At 73.5% G+C, this 21,415-nt stretch carries 20 protein-coding genes; 5 read left to right on the top strand and 15 right to left on the bottom strand.

The features are described from left to right. Positions 1 to 44: 44 nt before the first annotated feature. The 8 genes from ACZ6ZR_RS21775 to ACZ6ZR_RS21740 form a co-directional block, all read right to left on the bottom strand. Entirely contained in the window at positions 45 to 1,196 is a 1,152-nt protein-coding gene (locus tag ACZ6ZR_RS21775) for an FAD-dependent oxidoreductase (protein WP_465644645.1), read from the bottom strand. 22 nt (positions 1,197 to 1,218) lie between these two features. Continuing rightward, entirely contained in the window at positions 1,219 to 1,467 is a 249-nt protein-coding gene (locus ACZ6ZR_RS21770; protein ID WP_465644643.1) for a hypothetical protein, read from the bottom strand. A gap of 36 nt (positions 1,468 to 1,503) precedes the next feature. Continuing rightward, on the bottom strand, positions 1,504 to 3,288 hold the full coding sequence (locus tag ACZ6ZR_RS21765; RefSeq protein ID WP_465644641.1) for an ATP-binding cassette domain-containing protein: 1,785 nt from the start codon (positions 3,286 to 3,288) through the stop codon (positions 1,504 to 1,506). Continuing rightward, a complete protein-coding gene (locus tag ACZ6ZR_RS21760; RefSeq protein ID WP_465644639.1) occupies positions 3,285 to 5,234 on the bottom strand; it encodes an ABC transporter ATP-binding protein in 1,950 nt (649 codons plus the stop codon). The genes ACZ6ZR_RS21765 and ACZ6ZR_RS21760 overlap by 4 nt, the downstream gene beginning before the upstream one ends. A 12-nt stretch (positions 5,235 to 5,246) precedes the next feature. Then, positions 5,247 to 5,480, bottom strand: a complete 234-nt coding sequence (locus tag ACZ6ZR_RS21755) for an acyl carrier protein (RefSeq protein ID WP_465644637.1) — start codon at positions 5,478 to 5,480, stop codon at positions 5,247 to 5,249. 70 nt (positions 5,481 to 5,550) lie between these two features. Next, positions 5,551 to 6,426, bottom strand: coding sequence for a class-II aminoacyl-tRNA synthetase family protein (locus ACZ6ZR_RS21750; protein ID WP_465644635.1), 876 nt, complete (start codon positions 6,424 to 6,426; stop codon positions 5,551 to 5,553). Positions 6,427 to 6,489: 63 nt separating this feature from the next. Next, complete coding sequence (locus tag ACZ6ZR_RS21745) at positions 6,490 to 7,362, bottom strand: diiron oxygenase (protein WP_465644633.1); 873 nt, start codon at positions 7,360 to 7,362, stop codon at positions 6,490 to 6,492. An 81-nt stretch (positions 7,363 to 7,443) separates the two neighbouring features. Next, complete coding sequence (locus ACZ6ZR_RS21740) at positions 7,444 to 9,093, bottom strand: condensation domain-containing protein (protein WP_465644631.1); 1,650 nt, start codon at positions 9,091 to 9,093, stop codon at positions 7,444 to 7,446. A gap of 576 nt (positions 9,094 to 9,669) precedes the next feature. Here ACZ6ZR_RS21740 and ACZ6ZR_RS21735 point away from each other — a divergent pair. The 3 genes from ACZ6ZR_RS21735 to ACZ6ZR_RS21725 are packed head-to-tail and all read left to right on the top strand — an operon-like array spanning position 9,670 to position 12,197. Next, the gene (locus ACZ6ZR_RS21735; RefSeq protein ID WP_465644629.1) at positions 9,670 to 10,245 is read left to right on the top strand and encodes a pyridoxamine 5'-phosphate oxidase family protein; all 576 of its coding nucleotides are present in this window, start codon (positions 9,670 to 9,672) and stop codon (positions 10,243 to 10,245) included. A gap of 28 nt (positions 10,246 to 10,273) precedes the next feature. Beyond that, positions 10,274 to 11,452 (top strand): glycosyltransferase, encoded by a 1,179-nt coding sequence (locus ACZ6ZR_RS21730; protein WP_465644627.1) that lies wholly within the window; start codon positions 10,274 to 10,276, stop codon positions 11,450 to 11,452. A gap of 4 nt (positions 11,453 to 11,456) precedes the next feature. Next, positions 11,457 to 12,197 (top strand): SAM-dependent methyltransferase, encoded by a 741-nt coding sequence (locus tag ACZ6ZR_RS21725; protein WP_465644625.1) that lies wholly within the window; start codon positions 11,457 to 11,459, stop codon positions 12,195 to 12,197. Between the two features lie 143 nt (positions 12,198 to 12,340). Here ACZ6ZR_RS21725 and ACZ6ZR_RS21720 read toward each other — a convergent pair whose 3' ends face one another. The 7 genes from ACZ6ZR_RS21720 to ACZ6ZR_RS21690 all read right to left on the bottom strand — a co-directional run bounded on the left by ACZ6ZR_RS21720 (position 12,341) and on the right by ACZ6ZR_RS21690 (position 19,455). Continuing rightward, entirely contained in the window at positions 12,341 to 13,216 is an 876-nt protein-coding gene (locus tag ACZ6ZR_RS21720; RefSeq protein ID WP_465644623.1) for an aminoglycoside phosphotransferase family protein, read from the bottom strand. Between the two features lie 59 nt (positions 13,217 to 13,275). Then, complete coding sequence (locus ACZ6ZR_RS21715; protein WP_465644621.1) at positions 13,276 to 14,475, bottom strand: glycosyltransferase family 4 protein; 1,200 nt, start codon at positions 14,473 to 14,475, stop codon at positions 13,276 to 13,278. A gap of 4 nt (positions 14,476 to 14,479) precedes the next feature. Further along, positions 14,480 to 15,688 carry an ABC transporter ATP-binding protein gene (locus tag ACZ6ZR_RS21710; protein ID WP_465644619.1) on the bottom strand — a complete coding sequence of 403 codons (1,209 nt, stop codon included), beginning with the start codon at positions 15,686 to 15,688 and terminating at the stop codon, positions 14,480 to 14,482. Then, positions 15,678 to 16,574, bottom strand: a complete 897-nt coding sequence (locus ACZ6ZR_RS21705; protein ID WP_465644617.1) for an ABC transporter permease — start codon at positions 16,572 to 16,574, stop codon at positions 15,678 to 15,680. Before ACZ6ZR_RS21705 ends, ACZ6ZR_RS21710 begins: the two co-directional genes overlap by 11 nt. Positions 16,575 to 16,743: 169 nt before the next feature. Then, positions 16,744 to 17,388: a thiol:disulfide interchange protein DsbA/DsbL gene (locus ACZ6ZR_RS21700; RefSeq protein ID WP_465644615.1), complete on the bottom strand. Its 645-nt coding sequence runs from the start codon at positions 17,386 to 17,388 to the stop codon at positions 16,744 to 16,746. A gap of 109 nt (positions 17,389 to 17,497) precedes the next feature. Further along, the gene (locus ACZ6ZR_RS21695; RefSeq protein WP_465644613.1) at positions 17,498 to 18,262 is read right to left on the bottom strand and encodes a slipin family protein; all 765 of its coding nucleotides are present in this window, start codon (positions 18,260 to 18,262) and stop codon (positions 17,498 to 17,500) included. A 128-nt stretch (positions 18,263 to 18,390) separates the two neighbouring features. Next, positions 18,391 to 19,455: a glycosyltransferase family 4 protein gene (locus tag ACZ6ZR_RS21690; RefSeq protein WP_465644611.1), complete on the bottom strand. Its 1,065-nt coding sequence runs from the start codon at positions 19,453 to 19,455 to the stop codon at positions 18,391 to 18,393. A gap of 232 nt (positions 19,456 to 19,687) precedes the next feature. Here ACZ6ZR_RS21690 and ACZ6ZR_RS21685 point away from each other — a divergent pair, with 232 nt between their 5' ends. Continuing rightward, on the top strand, positions 19,688 to 20,812 hold the full coding sequence (locus tag ACZ6ZR_RS21685) for a glycosyltransferase family 4 protein (RefSeq protein ID WP_465644609.1): 1,125 nt from the start codon (positions 19,688 to 19,690) through the stop codon (positions 20,810 to 20,812). 239 nt (positions 20,813 to 21,051) lie between these two features. Continuing rightward, on the top strand, positions 21,052 to 21,415 hold a 364-nt coding region (locus ACZ6ZR_RS21680; RefSeq protein WP_465644607.1), incomplete at its 3' end, for a hypothetical protein.

Genomic DNA, 21,415 nt, shown 5'->3' with positions numbered 1-21,415 from the left:
TCTCCTCTGGGCTGGGACGGACGGAAGGCGGGGGTGAGCGGCCGTCAGGCCGTCTCCATCAGCGGGCGGTACAGCCGCCGGAACCAGGCGGTCGGGCTCGGTGCCGGGCGCGGCGCGGCGCCGGGCGCCACCGCCGGGGCGAGGCCGTGCTGGACGCTGGAGGAGAGCACGCCGTGCAGCCGGGCCAGCCGGGAGAAGTCCCGGACCCGGGGCAGCCGCCGGGCCTCGTAGTCGGCCAGGGCCCGGGGGCCGGGGCCGGAGCGGGCGAACTCCTCGGCCAGCACCGCGCTGTCCTCGATCGCCATCGCACCGCCCTGGGTGGTGGCGGGCGAGAAGGAGTGCGCCGAGTCCCCGAGCAGCGCGACCCGCCCGTTCACCCAGCGCTGCACGCCCAGGCCGAGGGCCGGGCGGACGTTGTACGCGCCGGCCGGGTCGAGCGCCGCGACCAGCGCGGTCACCTGCGGGCCCATCGTCGCCGCCAACGCGGCCATCTCGGCGTAGGCCAGGTCCTCGGGCACCCGGACCGGGTGCTCCAGGTCGGCCTGGAGGAAGACGTGGTGGCGCCCGCCCCCGATCGGCATGCCGCCGAAGAAGTGGCCGCCGGCCCGCCAGATCCGCCAGTCGTCGAAGTCGAACGGCGCCAGCGAGGGCACCGTGGTGCGCCAGTAGACGTGGCCGAGGTACCGGGGTGCGGCCGACGGGTCCACCTCGGTCCGGCGGACCCGGGAGTTGACCCCGTCCGCACCGATCACCACGCCGTACCGGCCGCGCTCCCCGTCGGCGAACTCCACGTCCACGTGGCCGGGGTGCTGGTGCAGGGCGACCGGTTCGGCCGACCAGCGGACGGTGCCCGCCGGGAGGTGACGGAGCATCAGCTCCGCCAGCCGGATGCGCTGCACCGCCAGCGGCAGCCGGGTGCCGCCCCAGACCTCCGCCCAGTCCAGGGTGGTGGCGGTGCCGTCGGGGTCGGTGGTGACCTGGCGGACGATCCCGGTGCCGGTGGCGTACAGCTCCGGGCCGAGGTGGTCCAGGTGGGCCAGCGCGTTGGGGTGCAGCATGATGCCCGCCCCCGCCGCCCGGACCTCGGCCTCCCGCTCGACCACGGTCACCCGCAGGCCTAGCGCCAACAGCCGCGCCGCGGTGGTGAGTCCGGCGATCCCGGCTCCGACCACCAGGACGTCCGTGTCCGTATCCATCGTTCTCTCCTCCGTGCCGCCGTCAGCCGGCCGCGGCCAGGTAGCCGTCGTACATCGCCCGCATGGTGTAGAAGTTGGTGATCGCGTCGCCGGAGAGGTCGATCTCGTGGCCGGCCAGGTCCTCCAGGTAGCTGACGATGTCGAGCAGCGCCAGCGAGTCGACGTACCCCTCCTCCCAGAGCCGGCTGGTGGGCTCCGGCTCGGGGCCCTCGAAGGGCTTGACCTCCTGGAGCAGGGTGGTGAACTCGGTGTAGAACTCGTCGCGGGTCATGGTCGGTCGATCCTCCGTGGATGAGATGAGTGGGTGTCAGCGGTACGCGCGGGCCTGCAGTTCGAACAGCTCGTGGTAGGTGCCCCGGCCGGCCATCAGCTCGGCGTGGCTGCCGGACTCCAACACCCGGCCGTGCTCCAGCACCACGATCAGGTCGGCCGAGCGGACGGTGGAGAAGCGGTGCGAGACGAAGAGCGTGACGGCTCCCCGCTCGCGGGCCGCCCGTCCCGCCGAGTCGCCGAAGCGCTCGAACAGCGCGGCCTCGGCGGCGGCGTCCAGCGCGGCGGCCGGCTCGTCGAGCAGCATCAGCAGCGGCTCCGGCCGGACCAGGCAGCGGGCCAGGCCGAGGGTCTGCCACTGCCCGCCGGAGAGCTCGGCGCCGTCGCCGTAGCTGCGGCCGAGCAGCCCGTCCAGCCCTCCCGGCACCTGGCCGACGATCTTCTCGGCCCGGGCCCGGGCCAGCGCCGCGGTGAGCACGGAGTCGTCGTCGAGCGCCGCCAGCGCGCCGACCCCGACGTTCTCCCGGAGCAGCAGCTCCAGCCGGGCGAAGTCCTGGAACAGCGGCGCGACCCGGGCCGACCACTGCTCGGCCGAGAGGTCCCGCAGGTCCACCCCGTCCACCAGGATCCGGCCGCTGGTGGGCTGGTAGAGCCCGCAGAGCAGCTTGACCAGGGTGCTCTTGCCCGCCCCGTTCTCGCCGACCAGCGCGACGGTGGAGCCGGGCGGGAGCAGCAGGTCGAGCCCGTCCAGCACCGGGCGGTCGCTGCCCGGGTAGCCGAAGCCCACCGACTCGAAGCGGATGCCCCGCTCCAGCCGGCCGGGCACCGCCGACCCGCCGCCGGGGCGGACCATCGCGGTGGCCCGGCGGCGCAGCTCCGCCATCCGGCCGGCCATCCGGCCGGCGCCCTGAAGGACCGTCAGCAGCCCGAGGGCGCTGGCCACCTGGACGCTGACCTGCACCGCCAGGGTGATCACCAGCACCACGTCACCGGCCCCGGCCCGGCCGTCGGCCGCCTGCCGCAGCACCAGCAGCACGGCGCCGCCGTAGACCACCGCGAAGACCAACTGCCCTGCGGCGCGCAGCAGGGCGCCCCGCAGGTGACCGCGCTGGAGCTCCGCGCTGGTGGCCTGCCAGCCGGCCCGGTGCCGGGCCAGCAGCTCCTCCTCGGTGCCGCACAGGCGCAGCTCCTTGACCGTCGCGGCGGTGGTGCCGAGGGTGAGCAGGTGCCTGGTCAGCCGGATCTTCGGGGCGGCCCGCTCCTTGGCCGTCTCCACCCGGTCCTGGGCCCGGCGGCCGAGCAGCACGGGGGCGACGGCGGCCAGCGGGAGCAGCAGCATCCACGGGTCGAGGGTGGCCAGGATGACCGTGGTGACCACGGTCTGCACGGCCAGGCCGCCGAGTTGGAGCAGGGCCTCCAGGGCGGCCCGGGTGCGCGGCAGGTCCTCCCGCACCAGCACCAGCGTGTCGGCGAACTCCGGGCTGTCGAAGGTCTCCAGGCCCTGGGTCCCGTTGGACACCTCCAGCAGCTCGGCCTGGAGCACGGCCTCCTGCTGCTCTCCGAGCTCGAAGTAGAGCAGGTGGGCGAAGTGACCGAGCATCAGCTCGGCGAGCAGCAGGACGATCGCCGCCAGCGCGAGCCGGGCGGCGGTGCCGGAGTGGTGGCCGAGCGCGGCGTCGGTGAATCCGCGCAGCACCAGCGCGACCGCGGGGGTCGCCAGGTAGCCGGCCAGCAGCAGCGCCATCGAACCGAACAGCCGTCCCCGGCCGGCGCGCAGCGCCATCCCGAGCAGCAGGGCGGCGGTGCCGCCGATGCCCTTCATCCGTTCACCTCCAGCAGGGGGCCGTCCCCGGCCCGCACGTCCTCGGTCTCTGCGGTGCCGTCCTCGCCCGTGCCGTTCTCGCCCGTGCCGTCCTCGAAGCGGCGGGCCTGCAGCCGGAAGAGCTCGGCGTACCGGCCCCCGGCCGCCACCAGTTCGTCGTGGCTGCCCTGTTCGGCCACCCGGCCGTCCTCCAGGACCACGATCCGGTCGGCCCGCCGGACGGTGGAGAAGCGGTGCGAGATGATCACGCTGGTCAGCCCGGCCGTGGTGGTCAGGAAGCGGTCGAAGAAGTCCACCTCGGCCCGGACGTCGAGCTGCGCGGTGGGCTCGTCCAGCACCAGCAGCTCGGCCCCGGCCTCCACCGCGTACAGCGCCCGGGTCAGCGCCAGCCGCTGCCACTGACCTCCGGAGAGGTCGCGGCCGCCCTCGTACTGGGCGCTGAGCACGGTGTCCAGGCCCTGCGGCAGTGACCGCACCACCTCCCGGGCCCCGGCCCGGTCGACCGCGCGCTCGACCGCGGCGGCCGACTCGGCCCCGTGCAGCCGGCCCGGTGCGCCGAGCACGATGTTGTCGCGCGCGGTGAGCTCGTAGCGGACGTAGTCCTGGAAGATCGCCGCGATCCGGCGCTGCCAGGCGGCCTGCTGACGTGTGGTCAGCTCGGCGCCGCCGACCGTGATCCGGCCGCCGACCGGGGTGTAGAGCCCCGTGAGCAGCTTGACCAGGGTCGTCTTGCCCGCGCCGTTGAAGCCCACCACAGCGGTGGAGGTACCGGCCGGCAGCTCCAGCTCCAGCCCCCGCAGCACGGGGCGCCCGGCCTCGCCGTAGTGGAAGTCGACCTGCTCGAAGCGGACCGTGCCGGTCGGACCCGAACCGGCCGGGGCGCCGTCCCCGTCGCCGCCCCGGTCCTCGTCCGGACCGGCCACCAGCTGCTCGAACTCGAGCATCGAGTGGTACGCCTGGACGCCGAACTGGGTCTGGGTGTCGCTCTCCGGGAAGTACACCCCGAAGCGCATCGGGATCAGCACCGCCTGGAGCGCGAGGGCCAGCCCGAGCAGGCTCAGCCGCCCGTCGGCGGCGGCCCCGGCCAGGATGAGGAAGACCCCCGCCCCGCCCGCGAGTCCGGCCAGGGTGAAGAGCACGAACGGCCGGAACAGGATGCGCCGCCGTCCCTCCCAGAGGGTGTCCAGGTAGGCCCGGCTCTCGGTCTCGTGCCGCCGGACGAACCAGCCGATCAGGCCGAGCACCCGGATCTCCTTGGCCAGCGCCGCTCCGGAGCCGGCCGTCCGGAGGTAGGCCAGCTCGCGGCGGCCGTCCGCCAGCCCCTTCCACAGCCCGGCGAAGCGGCCCAGCGAACCGCGCTGGCCGAACCGGATGACCAGGGCGGTCAGCCCGGCCAGCACTCCGGCGAGCGGGCCGAGCACCGCGCCCACCAGGGCCACCGCACCGGCGAGTTGGGCGTACCGGGCGAGCAGCGACAGGGTGCCCGCCACCGCGTCGCCGGGGGTGGAGGTGACCCGGTCGAAGGCGGTGCGGGTGTCACTGAGCAGGTTCAGCGTCCGCTGCTCCTCCAGCGCGGCCAGCGGAGCTCCGGCCACCGAACGGGCCATCAGCCGGCGGACGCAGTAGCCGTCCACCCGGCGGGCGATCAGCTCGCCGAGCACCTTCTGGAACGGGGCCAGCACCTGCTGGAGCACGAACGCGCCGAGCGCCAGGGCGAAGGCGGTGGCGACCGGGCCCCAGCCCGTGCTGGAGCGCAGCGCCGCCGGCAGCCGGTCCAGCGCGAGGCTGGTGCCGTAGACGAAGCCCAGCGGGAGCAGGCCGAGCGCGACGTTGAACAGGGCGGTGAACGTGACGGTCGGCAGTCCGGCACGGGGCAGCAGCCGGAGCACCGGCAGCCAGCGGTGGGCCCGGCGGCCGAGCGGGCCGCCGGGTGCGGGGGTGGTCAACTCGGGTCCCTCTCAGACGGCTCGGGCCGGGGCGAAGCCGCGCTCGATCAGGGCGAGGGTCCGGAAGTCGTCCACCGTCACCCGGTCGAGGTCGACCGGGCGGCCGGAGACCTGCTCCAGCAGGTAGATGAACTCCAGGAAGTCGAGGGAGCTGATCAGGCGGGCCTCGATCAGGTCGGTGTCCGGCAGCAGCTCCTGGTCCAGCTCGGGGTTCTTCTGCTGGATCCACTCGACGATGCGCTGCATGGGGGTACCTCCGTGGGTGGGTCGGTGACGTGGGGTCAGGTCCTGCGGGGCTTCACGGGCGCGGGCGGGGTCACTCCTCCCGGCCGGCCGCGAGCACCCGCTCCAGCGCCCGCTCGGCGTCGCCGTGGGCCAGCAGCATGGCGTGCACCCAGCGCTCCACCCCGAAGGCGGTGCAGGCGCTGTGGGCGGTCGCGCCGTCGGAGGTCAGCGCGAGGCGCTCGCCGAAGAAGTTGCGGTGCCGGTTGACCGAGGCGATGGCGGTGCCGTCCGGTGCGGTGAACTCGTACTTCACCGGGTCGAGCCTGGTCAGCCGGGCCCGCGATCCGTCCTTGTCGAAGAAGGGGTCGTTGGCCGGCTCGAAACCGAGCTCCAGGCCGAGCTTCCCGGCCAGCGCCCGGATCAACTCCTCGGAACGGTCCAGGTGTTCACGGGCTCCCTGCTGGGTGCCGACGTAGAGCACCTCGCGCATGTGGAAGCCCCAGAGCCGGCGCAGGCCCTCGTAGTGGGTCTCGTTGCGGAAGCACCGGCCGACCGCCGTCAGCCGGATCCCCTCGCCGACCTCCGCTCCCTCCAGCGAGAGCAGCAGGCCGTAGCAGGTGGCGGAGGGCAGCATGTAGCCGGTGGCGGGGGTGGCGTCGGCGGGCAGCCCGCCCACCTCGGCACCGGCCGACAGCGCGGCCACCGCCGCCTCGTCGAAGCGGGCGGCCGCGATGCCCAGGTGCGGGAAGTTGCGGAAGTAGTCCAGCCGGGCGAGCGAGGCGGCCGGCAGCAGGGGCGGGCCGAGCACCGGCTGCCCGGACAGCCGGTCGGCGACGGTGGTGAAGAGCCGGTCGAGCTCCTGGAAGAGCCGGGCCCGGCCCGGCTCCAGCACGACCAGGCCCGGGCCGGGGTCGCGCAGCGTGGGGGTGTGGGGTGCGGTGGTGGGAGCGGTGGGTGCGGTGGTCATGGTGTGCGGGTCTCCTGACGACGGGTCGGGGAGCGTGGGGGCGCGCTGGTCGGGCCCACGGATTCAGGCGAGGACGCCGATCCGGCGGTAGAAGCTGGTGGTGCGGCCGGCGATCCGCTGGTGCGCCTCGGCCCGGGAGGGGCGGGCCAGCACCCGGGCCCGGAAGCCGAGCGGGTCGGCGATGCCGGCCGAGCGGTACGCCTCCACGCTGTAGAGCTGCTGGAGCGTCAGGTTGATGTACCCCTGGACGTACTCGGCCGCGGCCGCCAGCTCCCCGGCGTCGCCGTTGGCCACCAGCCGGTCGTGGAAGACCCGGACCAGCTGGCAGCCGAAGGCGATGTGCCGGGACTCGTCCTGGTGGTGGATCCGGTTGATCGCCCGGATCGTCTCCGGCAGCGACTCGTCGGCGGCCATCTTCGCGTTGAAGTGGTCGACGATCTGCTCGAAGATCAGGATGCGGCTGAACACGATGAAGTTCTCGAAGTCCGCCGACAGTTCGGCCCCGCGCGGGAAGGCCATGGTGAGGTCGGGGAAGATCCGGCCGCCGTACCGCAGGCAGAACTCGGCGAAGAACCACATGTGCTCGTTCTCCTCCCCCACGAAGTGGTGGAAGAACTTGGTCGGCACCTCGAAGCCCGGCTGGTGGATCCGGTTGACCACCTCCAGGATCAGCTCCCGGATGCCGTGCACGTTCAGGCTGTAGAAGTTGACGCTCTCCCAGCGCCCGAGCTCGCGGAGCTGGTCCGGCGTCAACTCCTCGGCCAGGCCGGTTCCGTGGACGCTGAGCAGCTCGTCGCTCATCCACTTGGCGCCGGGCTCGATCGCCTCGGGCCACGCGAAGGTCTTGTAGGGGTTGTAGTACTCGTTCTCGGCGGCTTCGGTGAGCCGCTCGACCGCGGACTCGACCTCGCGGTCCCAAAGCAGGGCGGACGACATGCGCGGGTTCCTCTTCTCGGTGGTGGGGACGGCCGGGGCGGCGTCGTCCTCAGGGGCAGGTGGCTAGTGCCGGGCACGGCACTAGCGCCCGCTGCCCTCGGCGCGCGGCTCGCCGCCGGTGGTGCGGATGCGGTAGTGGTGCGGGGCGATCACGTCGGTGCGGCCGGCCAGGGCGGCCACCACCGCCTCGTGCAGGGCGGCCGGGTCGGCGCCGGGGGCGTCGGTCTCGACCTCGGCCAGCAGCCGGGGCCCGTCCGGGCCGTCCTCGGTGACGGTGACGGTGGCCTTGCCCCCGGCGGCCCGGCCCACCAGCTCGGCCACCGCGTCCCGGTCGAACCAGCAGGCGTCCAGGAACGACCAGCCGGCGGGCCGGACGGCCGGCTCCGCGGCCTCCCGCACCGGGACCGCGCCGTGCACGCTCTCCACCAGCAGGTGCTCCATGGCGAGCAGCAGCCGCTCGATGACCGGCCGGGGCAGGTAGGCGGTGTCGGCCATCAGGTACAGGTGCAGGGTGTCCGGCGCGTAGGTCGCGTGGACGAAGTACTTCGCGTCCTGCCGCGGCCAGGCCCCGATGAACTCGACGGTGCTGCGCCCGGCCAGCTCACGGAGCTGCTCCGGGGAGCCGTCGGTCTCCGGCAGGGACTCCCAACGGTCCTTCATCCGGACGTCGTTGAAGAAGGAGGAGAGGTCGAGCGCGACCCCTCTGCCGTGCTGCACCTCGGCGTGCACCCGGTCCATCGACGGCGGGTGGTACTCGCCGTAGCGGTAGGCCGACATGCTGGGCAGGAAGCAGCGGCGGACGGCCTCCTCGAAGGTGCCGCCGGCCAGCCCGAGGACGAAGAGCGCGTTCTCGGTCTGGGCGCCCAGCATGCCCCGCAGCCGGGGCTCGTTCCGGTTGCCCGCGATCAGCTGGAGCACCGCGGTGTCGTGGCCGGAGTGGGCCGCGATCACCGCCGCCGCGGCCGTCAGCAGGACGGTTCCGGTGCTCACCTCGCACCGGGTGGCGAGGGCCTCGGCCGCCACGGCGGCGGCCGGGGAGTCCAGCCGCAGCCGGACGAACCGCTCCGGGTCCTCCTGCTCCCCGGCCCCGGGCCGCCCCGGCAGGTCGAAGTGCGAGCGCGGCACCCTGGTGAGCGTGCGCCGCCAGTGGTCCAGCGAGGCGAGGCCCCGGGCCACCCCCTCGCCCTCCTGCTGGAAGCGGGCCTGGTCGAGCGGGAACCAGTCCACCGGCGCGAGCTCTCCGCCGCCGGCGAGTTCGGCGAACTCCCGCTCCAGGACGCGGATCCCGAAGAAGTCGGTGGCCTGGTGGGACACCACCAGCAGCAGCCAGACGGGCCGTCCGGCCCGCTCCAGCACCGCGTAGCGCATGCCGAACTCGGTGGCGTGGTCGAACGAGACGTCGGCCAACTGCTGGGCGTGGGCCAGGGCTTGGGCATGCGTGGGGCCCTCCTCGGCGGAGAGCACCTCCACCCGCACCTCGCCCTCGCCGAGGACCCGCTGGCCCGGGCCGGCCGGCTCCTCGGCGAAGGTGGTGCGCAGCGCCTCGTGCCGTCGGACGAGCTCGCCCACCAGCGCCACCAGCTGCCCGGTGGTACGGCCCTCCGGGACCGGCAGGGCCCGGGGGATGTTGAAGTAGTGGTCGTCCTTCCCGAGCCACTTGATGGACTTCCAGATGGCGTGCTGCCCCCAGGTGAGGGGCTGGGCCCCCGAACGCAGGCCCTGGAAACGCACCGTTTCGGTACGTAGGTGGGTAACGGGTGAAATCGTCATCGAACACCTCGGATGGACACGACGAATCCCCTCCCGGGCGGAGCGCGCGGGAAGTGTGGAGAAATGTGGGAGAGAATCGCGGGTCGGTGTCAGGAGACTTCCGGAAGCGCGCCACAACGGCCTTTATGAGGCTGCTCACGGCGCGACAGGTGCACGGTTCGACCGAAAGGACCGCGTCTCAGTCAGCGGACGGTCGAGTTCACGGAAATCGCCGAGCAGCCCCCGTTGGTTGATCAGCTTCCGTCGAGCAAGCTAGCAAGCCGTCCGGAGGCTTGTCTAGACCAACTCAAGCCCACGGGCCCCGGCCGAGCAGCCAACGGGCCCGGCGCCGAGGCGAACTGACATCTCATCATTCGAACACTCACCGGCATCCCTTGCCGCACCGGCGGACCGGCTGGCAGGCTGACCCGGCCGACCGCGGGGGGCGGTGCCGAGTCGTGCGCGCTGCGCCTTCCTCTTCCCTCCATGGAATGGCACCCCTTTATCCCCAGCCATTCCGGGTCTTGGCCATCCGGCCGCTTCGAGGACGGACTCACCATGGGCAGAGTGTACGAACAGCTGAATTCCGACCTGCGTACGTTCATCGAGAAGCAGCCGATGTACTTCGTGGCCACCGCCCCCGCCGAGGGCGGCCGCGTGAACGTCTCCCCCAAGGGCTACGGCGACACGTTCACGGTGATCGACGACCGCACCGTGGCCTACCTCGACCTGGACGGCAGCGGCATCGAGACCGTCGCCCACCTGCGGGAGAACCGCCGGATCACCCTGATGTTCTGCAGCTTCGGCCGGCGGGCGCTGATCGTCCGGCTCTACGGCACGGGCCGGGTGGTCACCCCGCACGACGCCGAATTCCCGGACCTGCTCGCCCGGTTCGGGCCGCACCCCGGGGTGCGGTCGGTCATCGTCGTCGACTGCGACCGGATCTCCGACTCCTGCGGCTGGGGCGTCCCCCGGATGTCCCTGGAGGAGGACCGCAGCACGCTGGACCGCTGGGCCCTGCGGCAGGACGTCCAGGAGATGCGGGACTACCGCGCCAAGCACAACCGCGCCAGCATCGACGGCATCCCCGGGCTCGCCGCGGGCGAGACCGATCCGGTGGCGGTCCGCTCCTGAACCCTGCCCCGGTGGCAGACTGCCGAGGGTGACGGTACTGCTGTGGCTCTCGGTGGTGTCCCTGGCCGCATGGGTGTGGCTGACGGTCGGTCAGGGGTTCTTCTGGCGGACCGACCAGCGGCTGCCGCCTGGGGTGGAGCCATCGCTGGTAGAACCGCGGCGCTGGCCCTCGGTGGTGGTGCTGGTCCCGGCCCGGGACGAGGCCGAGGTGCTGCCCGCCTCGCTGCCGGGCGTGCTGGCCCAGCGGTACCCGGGGCCGGCCCGGGTGGTGCTGATCGACGATCACAGCACGGACGGCACGGGCGAACTGGCCCGGCGGCTGGGCGCGGCGGGCGGCCTGCCGCTGACCGTCACCACCCCTCCCCCGCTGCCGCCCGGCTGGACGGGCAAGCTCTGGGCCCTGCGGCACGGCGTCGAGCAGGCCGGAGAGGCCGAGTACCTGCTGCTCACCGACGCGGACATCGCGCACGGGCCGGGCTCGCTGGCCGCCCTGGTCGCCGCCGCCGAGGGGCACGGCCTGGACCTGGTCTCGCAGATGGCCCGGCTGAGGGTGGCCACCGGGTGGGAGCGGCTGGTGGTGCCGGCCTTCGTGTACTTCTTCGCGCAGCTGTACCCCTTCCGCTGGAGCAACCGGCCCGGCGCCCGGACCGCGGCGGCGGCGGGCGGCTGTTCGCTGGTGCGGCGGGAGGCGCTGGAGCGGGCCGGCGGCATCGCGGCGATCCGGGGGGCGGTGATCGACGACGTCTCGCTGGCGCGGGCCGTGAAGCGGGGCGGCGGGAGGACCTGGCTGGGGCTGGCCGAGGCGGTGGACAGCGTCCGGCCGTACCCCGGGCTGGGGCCGCTCTGGCGGATGGTGTCGCGCAGCGCGTACGCCCAACTGCGGCACTCCGTCTGGCTGTTGGCCGGGACGGTGGCGGGGCTTTCGCTGGTGTACCTGGTGCCGCCGGTGGCCCTGCTGGCCGGGGACGGGGCCGCCAGGCTGTGCGGCGGGCTGGCCTGGGCGTTGATGGCGGGGACGTACCTGCCGATGGTGCGGTACTACGGGCAGCCGGTGTGGGCGGCGGTGCTGCTGCCGTTCACGGCGCTGCTGTACCTGCTGATGACGGTGGACTCGGCGGTGCAGCACTGGCGCGGGCGCGGCGCGGCGTGGAAGGGCCGCACCTACGGCAAACCCCTGGCGGCGGACGAACAGGCGCGGACAGACTGATCCCATGGACCGTCAACTGCGCTTCCGCATCACGCACTCCGACCACCCGATCGCCGCCCCGCTCTCCGACGAGTCGGTGCGGCGGCTGCTCGACCGGGCCCTGCGGGGCAGGGCCTCGGGGCGGCTGCTGGACCTCGGGTGCGGGGAGGGCACGTGGCTGCTGCGGGCCCTGGCCGCCGAGCCGGGCCTGCGGGCGGTCGGGGTCGACCTGGACGACGCCGCGCTCGGCCGGGCCCGGGAGCGGGCCGAGGCCCTCGGGGTCTCACGGCGGATCGGGCTGCACCACCAGGACGCCCGGGAGTTCGCGGCGAAGGAGCCGTTCGACGTGGTGCTGAGCGTGGGGGCCACGCACGCCTTCGGCGGATGGGCGCCGACGCTGGAGGCGGTGCGGGGGCTGGTGGCGCCGGGCGGGATCGCGGTGGTCGGGGACTGCTTCTGGGAACGGGAGCCCGACGCCGCCGCGTTGGCCGGGTTGGGCGCCGTCCCCGAGGACTACACCGATCTCGCGGGGGTGCTCGCCCAGGTGACGGAGGCCGGCTGGGCGCCGGTCGACGGCCACGTCTCCTCCCTGGCCGAGTGGGACGCCTACGAGTGGTCCTGGACCGGCTCCCTGACGGAGTGGGCCCTCGGCCACCCGGAACACCCGGACGCCGCCGAGGCCCTGGCCACCGCCACCGAGCACCGCGACGCCTGGCTCAACGGCTACCGGGGCACCCTCGGCTTCGTCACGCTCGCACTGCGGTAACCCGGGGGCGCGGGGCTCTGTCGATCTGCGGCTCCGCCGCGGGGCGCGCAGGGGAACGGCAGCACGTGCAACTGGCTCGCCTGCCCCGACCTCATACTGGGCCGCCTTCCGATTGGCGCAGTTCCTCGCGCCCCCGGTGTCCCTCACGCCCCCGGGCTGATCGCCTCGGTGACGGTGCGTTGGGCGATGGCGGCCAGGGTGGGGTTGGTGGTGCGGTACTCGGCCCAGGCGGGGAGGGCGAACGCGAGGGACCAGCCGTGGGCGCGGAGCCAGGTGGCGTCGTCGGGGGTGGCGGCGGTGCGGAAGAGGGGGCGGGTGGCCGCGTCGAGGAGGGTCCAGGCGGGGAGGAGGTCGCAGGCGGGGTCGCCGACGCCGCTGCAGCCGAAGTCGATGACGGCGGTGAGACGGCCCTGACGGGTCAGCAGGTTGCCGGGGAGCAGGTCGCCGTGGGTCCAGACCGGGGGGCCGGACCAGGCGGGGGCGGCGAGGGCTTCCTCCCAGACGGCGAGGGCGGGGGCCGGGTCGATCAGGCCGTCCAGCGAGCGGACGGCGGCGCGGACCTCCCGGTCGCGCGAGCCCAGCGGGCCGGCCCGGTAGCCGGCGGGGCCGCCCGGGAGGGGGACGGAGCGCAGGGCCACGACGAACGCGGCCAGGTCCTGGGCGAGGGCGGCGAGGTCGGTGACGGGGTGGTCGAAGAGGTTGGCGCCGGGGAGCCAGGCCTGGACGGACCAGGGGTACGGGAAGTCCGGGCCGGGGGCGCCGGCGCCCACCGGGGCGGGGACCGTGAGCGGGAGGTGCGGGGCCAGCAGCGGGAGCCAGTGCTGCTCCTTGGCCACGTCGGGGACGGCACCCGGGATGCGGGGAAGCCGGACCACCAGCTCCTCGCCCAGGCGGTACATCGCGTTGTCGGTGCCGGCGGAGCGGACGGGGGTGACCGCGAGTCCGGCCCAGTGCGGGAACTGATCGTCGATCAGCTTCAGTACCAGGCCGGGGTCGGTGTCGAACTCGTCCGTGTGCATGCGTGGGGCCATGGGCCCATCCCAGTCGGACGGAAGGGCCCGCGTCCAGCGAATTGCGGTCAGCGGCCGAGCATCCGCAGCGCCGTGGGCTTGCTGTACTCGAACCTGGTCATCTGCTCCAGGTCGCGGAACCAGCTGGACGGCCCGGGCGGGGCCGCCACGACCTCGCCGTAGAGCTGCTCGAAGGCGGTGGTGATGCTGTCCAGGGAGAACCGGCCGACCACCCACTCCCGGCCCCAACTCCCGAGCGAGGCGCGGAGCGCGGGGTCGTCCAGCAGCGGTCTCAGCTGGGCGGCGAGCACCTCGGGGCGGCGGGTGCCGTCGCCGAAGCCGTACATGCAGCGGGAGGCGTGCGGCTCGACCAGCGGTCCGGGCTCGTGCAGGGCGGTGTAGCCGTCCGCTCCGTGCACCACCACGGGCTTGCCGAAGGCGAGGCCGCGCAGGGCGGAGCCGCCCATGCCGAGGACCACGTCGGCGGCCTCGTAGGCCGGTCTGGGGTCGGCCAACTGCCCGGGGACGAGCACCGCCTGACGACCCAGGTCGCCGTTGACCTCGGCGGCCACCGCGCGCATCCGGTCCAGGCTGGGGCCGGCGCCGACCACGATCAGCCGGACCCGGGGGTCGGCCAGCTCGCGCACGGCGCGGGCGGTGAGCACCGCGCCCTCGTCCTTCTCCAGGTCGGGCACCATCCGGGTGACGATGGCGAGCAGCAACTCGTCGTCGGCGATGCCGTGTTCCTTGCGGAACTCCTCGCCGTCCACCGCGCCGGGTGCGTCGGTGAGGGTGTTGACGGGGGGTTCGATCAGCCGCACGTCGCGGTGGCCGAAGGCCCGCCCCTCGCCCATCATCGCGCCGAGGCCGAGCACCAGGGGCTGGTGCCTGGGCAGGCCGCGCAGCATCCGGATGCCGTAGAAGGTGGTGACCACCGGGATCCGGCCGAGGCGGCCGGGGCCGAAGAAGGAGTTGCGGGAGGCCCGCACCTCCCAGGCGTGGACCAGCTGGCTGCCGTGCTCCTCGGCGACCCGGGTGAGCCGCTGCCGGACCGCCCGGTTCGGGGTGTCGGGGCCGCCCGCGACGACCAGTTCGAGGTCGTACGAGGCGGCCAGGTCGACGAGTGGTGCGGGGCCGTCGATGCCCTGGGCGAACAGCACCGGGTGGTGCCCGCGGTCGCGCAAGGTGCGGGCGATGTCCACGGCGTTCAACTGGGCGCCACCCAGCGCCAGGTTGTTGAGGTGGACCAGGACCCGGAGTCGTGCCACCGGATCACTCCTCCCAACGGTGCGGAACGAAGACCGGCGCGGCCAGCACCACGGCGCGCGGCGGGGTGTCGAGCATCGGTCCGAAGACGTCGAACTGGCCCACGGAGTGCCAGCTCATGAGCGTTCCGCCGTCGGTCTTGCCGATGCTGTACACGCCCGCCCACAGGGTGTACCTCCCGCGCGGGAGGGGCAGGTTGGGGATCACGCAGGCGACCTGGTGGTCCTCGCCGTTCAGCCGGATCTCGTGGCTGATCTGGAAGATCGGGCTGGAGGTGCCCTCGCTGACGCCGAGGTGCAGGGTGGCGTCGCCGCGGTACTCGCCGCCGAGGGTGAGCTCGACGGTCATCGGCTCGTCGGTGGTGAGGTTCTCCCGGCCCTCGCCGACCATCGAGTGCTTGAGCAGCTGGAGCGGCTCGCCGACCCGGGCGGTGGACTCGGACTGGGCCTCGATGGAGTCCCGGTAGCCGGCCAGCGCGTCCTTGATCCCGGCGTCCACCCGGACGGTGCCCTGCTCCAGCCAGATGCCCCGGCGGCAGATCGACTCCACCGCGGGGAGGTCGTGCGAGACGAAGACGATGGTGGTGCCCTGCTCGGCCACCTCGCGCATCCGGTCCAGGCAGCGCTGCTGGAAGACCGCGTCGCCGACCGCCAGCACCTCGTCCACCAGCAGCACGTGCGGCTCCAGGTACGCGGCCACCGCGAAGCCCAGGCGCATCTGCATGCCGGAGGAGTAGTACTTCACCTGACGGTCGATCGCCCCGCCGAGCCGGGCGAACTCGACGATGTCGTCGAAGCGTCCGGCGACCTCACGGCGCTTCAGACCGAGCAACGCGCCGAACAGGTAGATGTTCTCCCGGCCCGTCAGGTCCGGGTGGATGCCGGCCCGGATCTCGATCAGCGCGCCGATCCGGCCGCGCACGTCGATCACCCCGCCGTACGGGTACATGACCCTGGTCAGCATCTTCAGCAGGGTGGACTTGCCGGAGCCGTTGGAGCCGATCAGGCCGACCGCCTCGCCCGGCTCGATGTGCATGTTGATGTCCCGCAGGGCCCAGCGCCAGTCCTCGCCCCGGCCGCCGCGCAGCTTCCGGGTGACCTGCTCGACCTTGTCGCGCAGCAGCATCCGCTGCTGGTCCGCCTTGAACCGCTTCCACACGTGCTCGGTGCGGATGGTGCCCAGCGGGAGGTCCTTGCTCGTCAGCTCACGCGACATCGGCGATCCCCGTCTCCAGCTTCTTGAACACCAGGTAGCCGCCGCACAGCACCACCAGCGAACTGACGGCCGCGATCCCGGTCAGGGTGAGGTCGGGGGCCTGGCCGTGCAGCAGCGCCCGGCGGTAGCCCTCGATCACCGCGCCCAGCGGGTTGAAGGCCACGTAGACCTCCTGGAGCTTCTGCGGGATCTGCGAGAGCGGGTACGCGACCGGGGTCGCGAAGACGCCCATCTGCGTGATGATCGGCAGCAGGTGCCGGACGTCGCGCAGGTAGACCACGGCCACCGAGAGCACCAGCGCCACGCCGTAGGTGAAGGCCACCTGGATCAGCAGCAGCGGGAACACCCAGAAGAAGGTGGCGGCCGGCGCCGTCCAGAAGATCAGGAAGAGCAGGCCGAGCACGCCGATGCCGATCAGCATGTCGACGCTGGCGACCAGCATGGTGGCCAGCGGGAAGACCTCGCGCGGGCAGTAGACCTTGTTCAGCAGGCTGAGGTTGTTGGCCAGGCTCAGCGCGCCCTGGTTCATGGTGTTGCTGAAGAACTGCCAGACGATCAGGCCGACGTAGGCGAACAGCGGGTAGGCCACCCCGCCGGTGTCGATCTTGACCGCCCGCTGGAAGACCAGCGTGAAGATGGCGCACAGCGCCAGCGGCGTGAGCACCGCCCAGGCGAAGCCGAGCACCGCCTGCTTGTACCGGGCGCGCAGGTCGCGCTCGGCCAGGGCGCGCACCAACTCGCGTGCCCCCAGCAGCTCCCGGGCCACCTGGGCCGGTCGGAGCCGCCGCTTGAAGACCAACTCTGGCGGGGGACCCTCGGCCCCCGGCCGCCGGGCCTCAGTCTGGTTGTCGCGCTGATCGAGGACCTGCGCGCGTTGTCCCCCCACGGAACCCCGCCTTCTCCGGTGCCGAGTGATACCGGCCGCCGCCAGGGGAGTTCCCCGGTCCGGTTCGGCCGCAGCGCACACTCTGGCACAGAGTGTGCGAGCCAGGGGGCGGATCCGTGAAGAAGAGCCGGGACGGTGACCGTCCCGGCTCCATGGCGACTGCTTCCGGTCAGTCGACCAGCTGGTCCAGGGCGTCGGGCATGCCCTCGACACCGCCGTTCAGGCTGGGCTTGACCCGGTCGCCGTTGACGAAGACGGTGGGGAGCTCGTCGACCTTGTACTTGGCCATCAGGCCCGAGGCCTCCTCGGTCAGCTTGGCCACCTCGGCGGAGCGGTAGGCGGCCCGGAACGCCGCGGTGTCCAGGCCGACCGTCCCGGCCCAGGCGGCGGCGGTGTCCTCGGTGGTGACGTCCTGCTCCTGCTCGTTGACCGCCTTGAAGGCGGCGACCTGGAGGCGGTCCACCTGGCCGAGCTTCTCCAGGGTGTAGAACAGCCGCGCGTGGCCCTTCTGGGCGGTCTCCTCGGGCGACCCGGCCCAGACGGCCGGCACCCGGCGCAGCTTCACGGCCGAGTCGTGCTTCTGCGCCCAGCGCTCCAGCGGGAGTTCGAGCTGGCGCGAGTGGTAGCAGTCGTACCAGAAGAACTCGACCGCCTCCTGCTTGACCGCGCGGATCGGGCCCGGGTTGTCGACCCGGCCGACGTACCCTCCCTCGTGCGGAACCTCGGGGGCGGCGGTGGCCTGACCGGCCGTGGCGGGGGCGAGCAGTCCGGCGGCGACGGTGGCCAGGACGGCGGTGCGGATCAGCTGCTTCACGTCCGCCGATGCTTCCAGGCCCCGCCGGGCCGGGCGAGCCGACGGGCCGTCCGGGCGGATTCTTCGCCCGGACGGCCCAACCGGTGACGCGACGGGCGGTGACGGTCCGTCAGTCCCTGGGCTCCGGGCGGGCGGCGGCCTGCTCGAAGAACCGCAGCAGCTCGACCGGGAAGGGCAGCACCAGGGTGGAGTTCTGCTCGGCCGCCACCTCGACCACCGTCTGGAGCAGGCGCAGCTGCATCGCCGACGGGGTCTCGTCCATCGTCCGGGCCGCCTCGGCCAGCTTGGCCGCCGCCTGGAACTCGCCGTCGGCGGTGATGATCCGGGCCCGGCGCTCCCGGTCGGCCTCGGCCTGACGGGCCATCGAGCGCTTCATCGAGTCGGGCAGCGCGACGTCCTTGATCTCCACCCGGTCGATGTGCACGCCCCAGCCGACGGCCGGGCTCTCCAGCATGAGCTCCAGGCCACGGTGGAGGCCCTCCCGGCCGGAGAGCAGGTCGTCCAGCTCGCTCTTGCCGATGACCGAACGCAGCGAGGTCTGCGCCACCTGGGACATCGCGAAGGCGTAGTTCTGCACGTCCACCGTCGCCCGGACGGGGTCGACCACCCGGAAGTAGACCACCGCGTCCACCCGGACCGAGACGTTGTCCCGGGTGATGCCCTCCTGGGCCGGCACCGGCATGGTGATGATCTGCATGTTGACCTTGCGGATCCGGTCGATCAGCGGGATCAGCAGGGTCGGCCCCGGCTTCCGGGGCTCCCCCGAGACCCGGCCGAGCCGGAACACCACGCCGCGCTCGTACTGCTGGACCACCCGGACGCTGCCGAGCAGGGCCACCAGGCCCAGGCCCACCAGGATCGCCAGGACTGCCATGACGCCCCCCGTCTGCGGCCGCCGAGGTGGCGGAACCGTCGGGTCAGTATGCGCGCGGGCCGCACCGCGGGACAGGGGTACGACGACGGTCTTGACCGGGGTTTTGACCAAGTGATTCCGAGGGTCCGTCAGCGCCGCCGGGCCACCTGGTGGACGAGCTGCTGCCAGGCGTCGGTCACCACGGCCAGGTCGAAGCGCGCCAGGGCGTGGTCGCGGGCCGCCGCGCCGAGCGCGGCGCGGTCGCCGCCGAGCACCCGGCCGAGCGCCTCGGCCAGTGCCGCCGGGTCCCCCGGGCGGGCCAGTGCGCCGGTGGTGCCGTCGAGGACCACGTCGCCGACCCAGCCCACGTCGGTGGCGGCGACCGGGAGTCCGGCCAGCGCCGCCTCGATCAGCACGCCGGGGACGCCCTCGCTGTCGCTGCTCAGCAGCAGTGCGTCGGCGGCCCGGTAGAGCGGGGCCGGGTCGGTCAGGCGGCCGAGCAGGTGGGCCCGGGGGTGCGGCCGGTAGGTGCCCTTGAGCGGGCCGTCACCCGCGACGGCGAGGTGGACGTCGGGCAGGCGGTCGAGGGCGGCGAGCGCCACGTCCAACCGCTTCTCCGGGGCCAGCGCGCCGATCCAGGCCACCAGCGGGCCCTCGGCCGGCAGGCCGAGCTCCTTGCGGGCGGCCGCTCGCTCGGCCTGGTCGGCGGCCGGGCGGTAGCGGCCTGCGGCGCGGCCGTTGGGGATGGTGCGGACCCGCTGCGCGGGCAGCCGGAAGCGCTCCAGCAGGATGTCGCGGGCGCCGTCCGAGATCGCCGAGACGGCGGCGGCCCGGTGCAGGAACGCCCCCACCCGCAGGCGGCGGGCCGGGCTCGCGGTCCAGTGCCGGGGGTCGCCGATGTTGACGTACACGAACGGGGTCGCGGCGCCGAACAGGCCCACGGCGCAGGCCTGTAGCGTGCTGGAGCCGTGCGCGATCACCACGTCGCTGGTGCGGGCCGCCTCGCGCAACGCCCGCAGCGTGCTCGGGTGGTAGCGGGACGGGCCCAACGGCGGGGCGTCGTACGGCGCGGGGGCGTCGACGTGCGGCTGCAGCGAACGCAGCGTGGACGGCACCCCCCTGCGCAGCAACTCCGCGTGCAGGTCCCGCGCCAGGTTCTGGGCCCCCCGGCCCCGCGGGTCAGTGACCAGATGCAACACCCTCGGCTCAGCCATGGCGCCCAACCTGGCACATGCCGCAGGCCTCGCACGTGCGTTTCGCGAAGAAATGGTGAACGGTCACACCGGCCCGCACCCCGCGCCCCGGGCGTGACCGCCCTGCGCCTGCGGACGCTCCGGTTCCCAGGCTGTTCACAGTATGGGGATTCGGTGGCGGTGAGTGCCCCTGGGCTGGGATGCTGACCGCCTGTCAGTGTTTGGGTGGGGGGCCACTGTGCATGTGCTCTATGTGATCGACAGCTTGAGCCGGATCGGCGGAGCCGAGCAGGGCCTGGTCGCGATGGCACCGCAACTGGTGCGGGCCGGGGTGACCCTGGACGTGGCGTACCTGCGGCCGTCGCCGGGTGGGTTCCAGCCGGAGCTGACCGAGGCGGGGGCGAGGGTGTTCGGGGTGCACGCCTCGGGCCGGGCCGGCGAGTTCGCCGCGCTGCGCCGCCTGCTGCGCGAACGCCGCCCCGAGCTGGTGCACACCACGCTCTACGAGTCGGACGTGCTCGGCCGGGCCGCGGCGCTGTCCACCCGGACGCCGGTGGTCTCCAGCCTGGTGAACTCCTCCTACGGGCCGGAGCACCTGCACGCCCGCGGCCTGAGCCCGTGGAAGGTGCGGGCCGCCCAGGCGGTGGACGCCGCGACCGCCCAGGGCACCCGCCGGTTCCACGCGCTGACCAGGCACGTGGCCGAGGTGATGGCCCGTCGGCTGAAGGTGAACCCGGAGCGGATCGACGTGGTGCCGCGCGGGCGGGACACCGAGCTGCTGGGCGCGGTGACCCAGGAGCGGCGGGACGCGGTGCGGGCCGGGCTGGAGCTCTCGGACCACACCCCGGTGGTGCTGGCGGCCGCACGGCAGCAGTACCAGAAGGGTCTTGACGTGCTGTTGGAGGCCTGGCCCGCCGTCCGGGCCCGGCAGCCGGAGGCGGTGCTGCTGCTGGCGGGCAGCGCGGGGTCGGAGACCCCGCGGCTGCGGGAGCTGGCCGAGGCGGCGGGCAACGTGCGCTTCCTGGGGCCGCGCTCGGACGTCTTCGACCTGATGGCGGCGGTGGACGCGTTCGCGGTGCCGTCCCGCTGGGAGGGGCTGGGCAGCGCGGCGATGGAGGCGATGGGCGTCGGGGTCCCGCTGGTCTGCGCGGACGTGGCGGCGCTGCGCGAGACGGTGGGGTCCGAGGACTACGCGCTGCTGGTCCCGCCGGAGCGGCCGGCCGCGCTGGCGGGGGCGCTGGTGGAGACGCTGGAGGACCGTTCGGCGGCGCAGCTGCGGGTGAAGGCGGCCCGGGCCCGGTTCCTGACGAAGTTCACGCTCACTCAGGTGTCCGGGCAGATGGTCGAGTTCTACGAGAGATCGCTCGGCAAGGGCTGAGCAACGGGCGATTCTCGGTCCCCGGACGAGATCGCGCATCAGATTGGCGAAAGTGCTTGCGCCGCACGTCAGGTGCCGCAAGCATCGTGCCCGGGGAGACGGGTCCACGCTGGGGGGTGGGGGCCCGCGCCGCTGCACGCCACCAGGCGAGCGGCCAGCAGACCGTGCGGAGCCGGCCCGGACCCGACCCGGGCCGGCCGGCGCGGCGCATGCACCACGAACGCGAGGGGATCCAACCGGTGGAACCGGCCAACCACTTCACCGTACTGCGACGTTACTGGCGACTGCTGGTCGGCTGTACCGTGGCCGCCTTGATCATCGGGCTGCTGCTGACCCCGACGGGCGACACCGTCGACAACGGGAAATGGCAGTGCAAGGTCGCCATCACCCCGGTGGCCGGGGCCGGCGAGGCGGTCCGGGCCGACCAGGTGCTCTCGTACGCCGCCGGTTCGGACGTGTCGACGGCCGCCGCGAAGGAGCTCGGCACCACCGACGTGGCGGGCCTGGTGGCCCGTCGGAAGGTGGCCGCCGCTTCCCCGACGATGCTCGAGTTCACCGTCACCGGGCCGGCCAGCAAGAGCTGCGTGGACACCGCGGCGGCCT

The organism is Kitasatospora sp. NPDC088742 (genome assembly GCF_055584905.1).
The sequence above is the reverse complement of the archived record's forward strand: the minus strand, read 5'-3'. Positions and strand labels throughout refer to the sequence as shown.

What these genes read in the sequence shown, in the direction of transcription:
- ACZ6ZR_RS21725 (WP_465644625.1), top strand. Translation starts at nt 11,457, where the DNA reads ATGGACCGTCAACTGCGCTTCCGCATCACGCACTCCGACCACCCGATC.
- ACZ6ZR_RS21765 (WP_465644641.1), bottom strand. Translation starts at nt 3,288, where the DNA reads ATGAAGGGCATCGGCGGCACCGCCGCCCTGCTGCTCGGGATGGCGCTG.
- ACZ6ZR_RS21745 (WP_465644633.1), bottom strand. Translation starts at nt 7,362, where the DNA reads ATGTCGTCCGCCCTGCTTTGGGACCGCGAGGTCGAGTCCGCGGTCGAG.
- ACZ6ZR_RS21695 (WP_465644613.1), bottom strand. Translation starts at nt 18,262, where the DNA reads ATGGCAGTCCTGGCGATCCTGGTGGGCCTGGGCCTGGTGGCCCTGCTC.
- ACZ6ZR_RS21755 (WP_465644637.1), bottom strand. Translation starts at nt 5,480, where the DNA reads ATGCAGCGCATCGTCGAGTGGATCCAGCAGAAGAACCCCGAGCTGGAC.
- ACZ6ZR_RS21720 (WP_465644623.1), bottom strand. Translation starts at nt 13,216, where the DNA reads ATGCACACGGACGAGTTCGACACCGACCCCGGCCTGGTACTGAAGCTG.
- ACZ6ZR_RS21750 (WP_465644635.1), bottom strand. Translation starts at nt 6,426, where the DNA reads ATGACCACCGCACCCACCGCTCCCACCACCGCACCCCACACCCCCACG.
- ACZ6ZR_RS21775 (WP_465644645.1), bottom strand. Translation starts at nt 1,196, where the DNA reads ATGGATACGGACACGGACGTCCTGGTGGTCGGAGCCGGGATCGCCGGA.
- ACZ6ZR_RS21735 (WP_465644629.1), top strand. Translation starts at nt 9,670, where the DNA reads ATGGGCAGAGTGTACGAACAGCTGAATTCCGACCTGCGTACGTTCATC.
- ACZ6ZR_RS21770 (WP_465644643.1), bottom strand. Translation starts at nt 1,467, where the DNA reads ATGACCCGCGACGAGTTCTACACCGAGTTCACCACCCTGCTCCAGGAG.
- ACZ6ZR_RS21690 (WP_465644611.1), bottom strand. Translation starts at nt 19,455, where the DNA reads ATGGCTGAGCCGAGGGTGTTGCATCTGGTCACTGACCCGCGGGGCCGG.
- ACZ6ZR_RS21710 (WP_465644619.1), bottom strand. Translation starts at nt 15,688, where the DNA reads ATGTCGCGTGAGCTGACGAGCAAGGACCTCCCGCTGGGCACCATCCGC.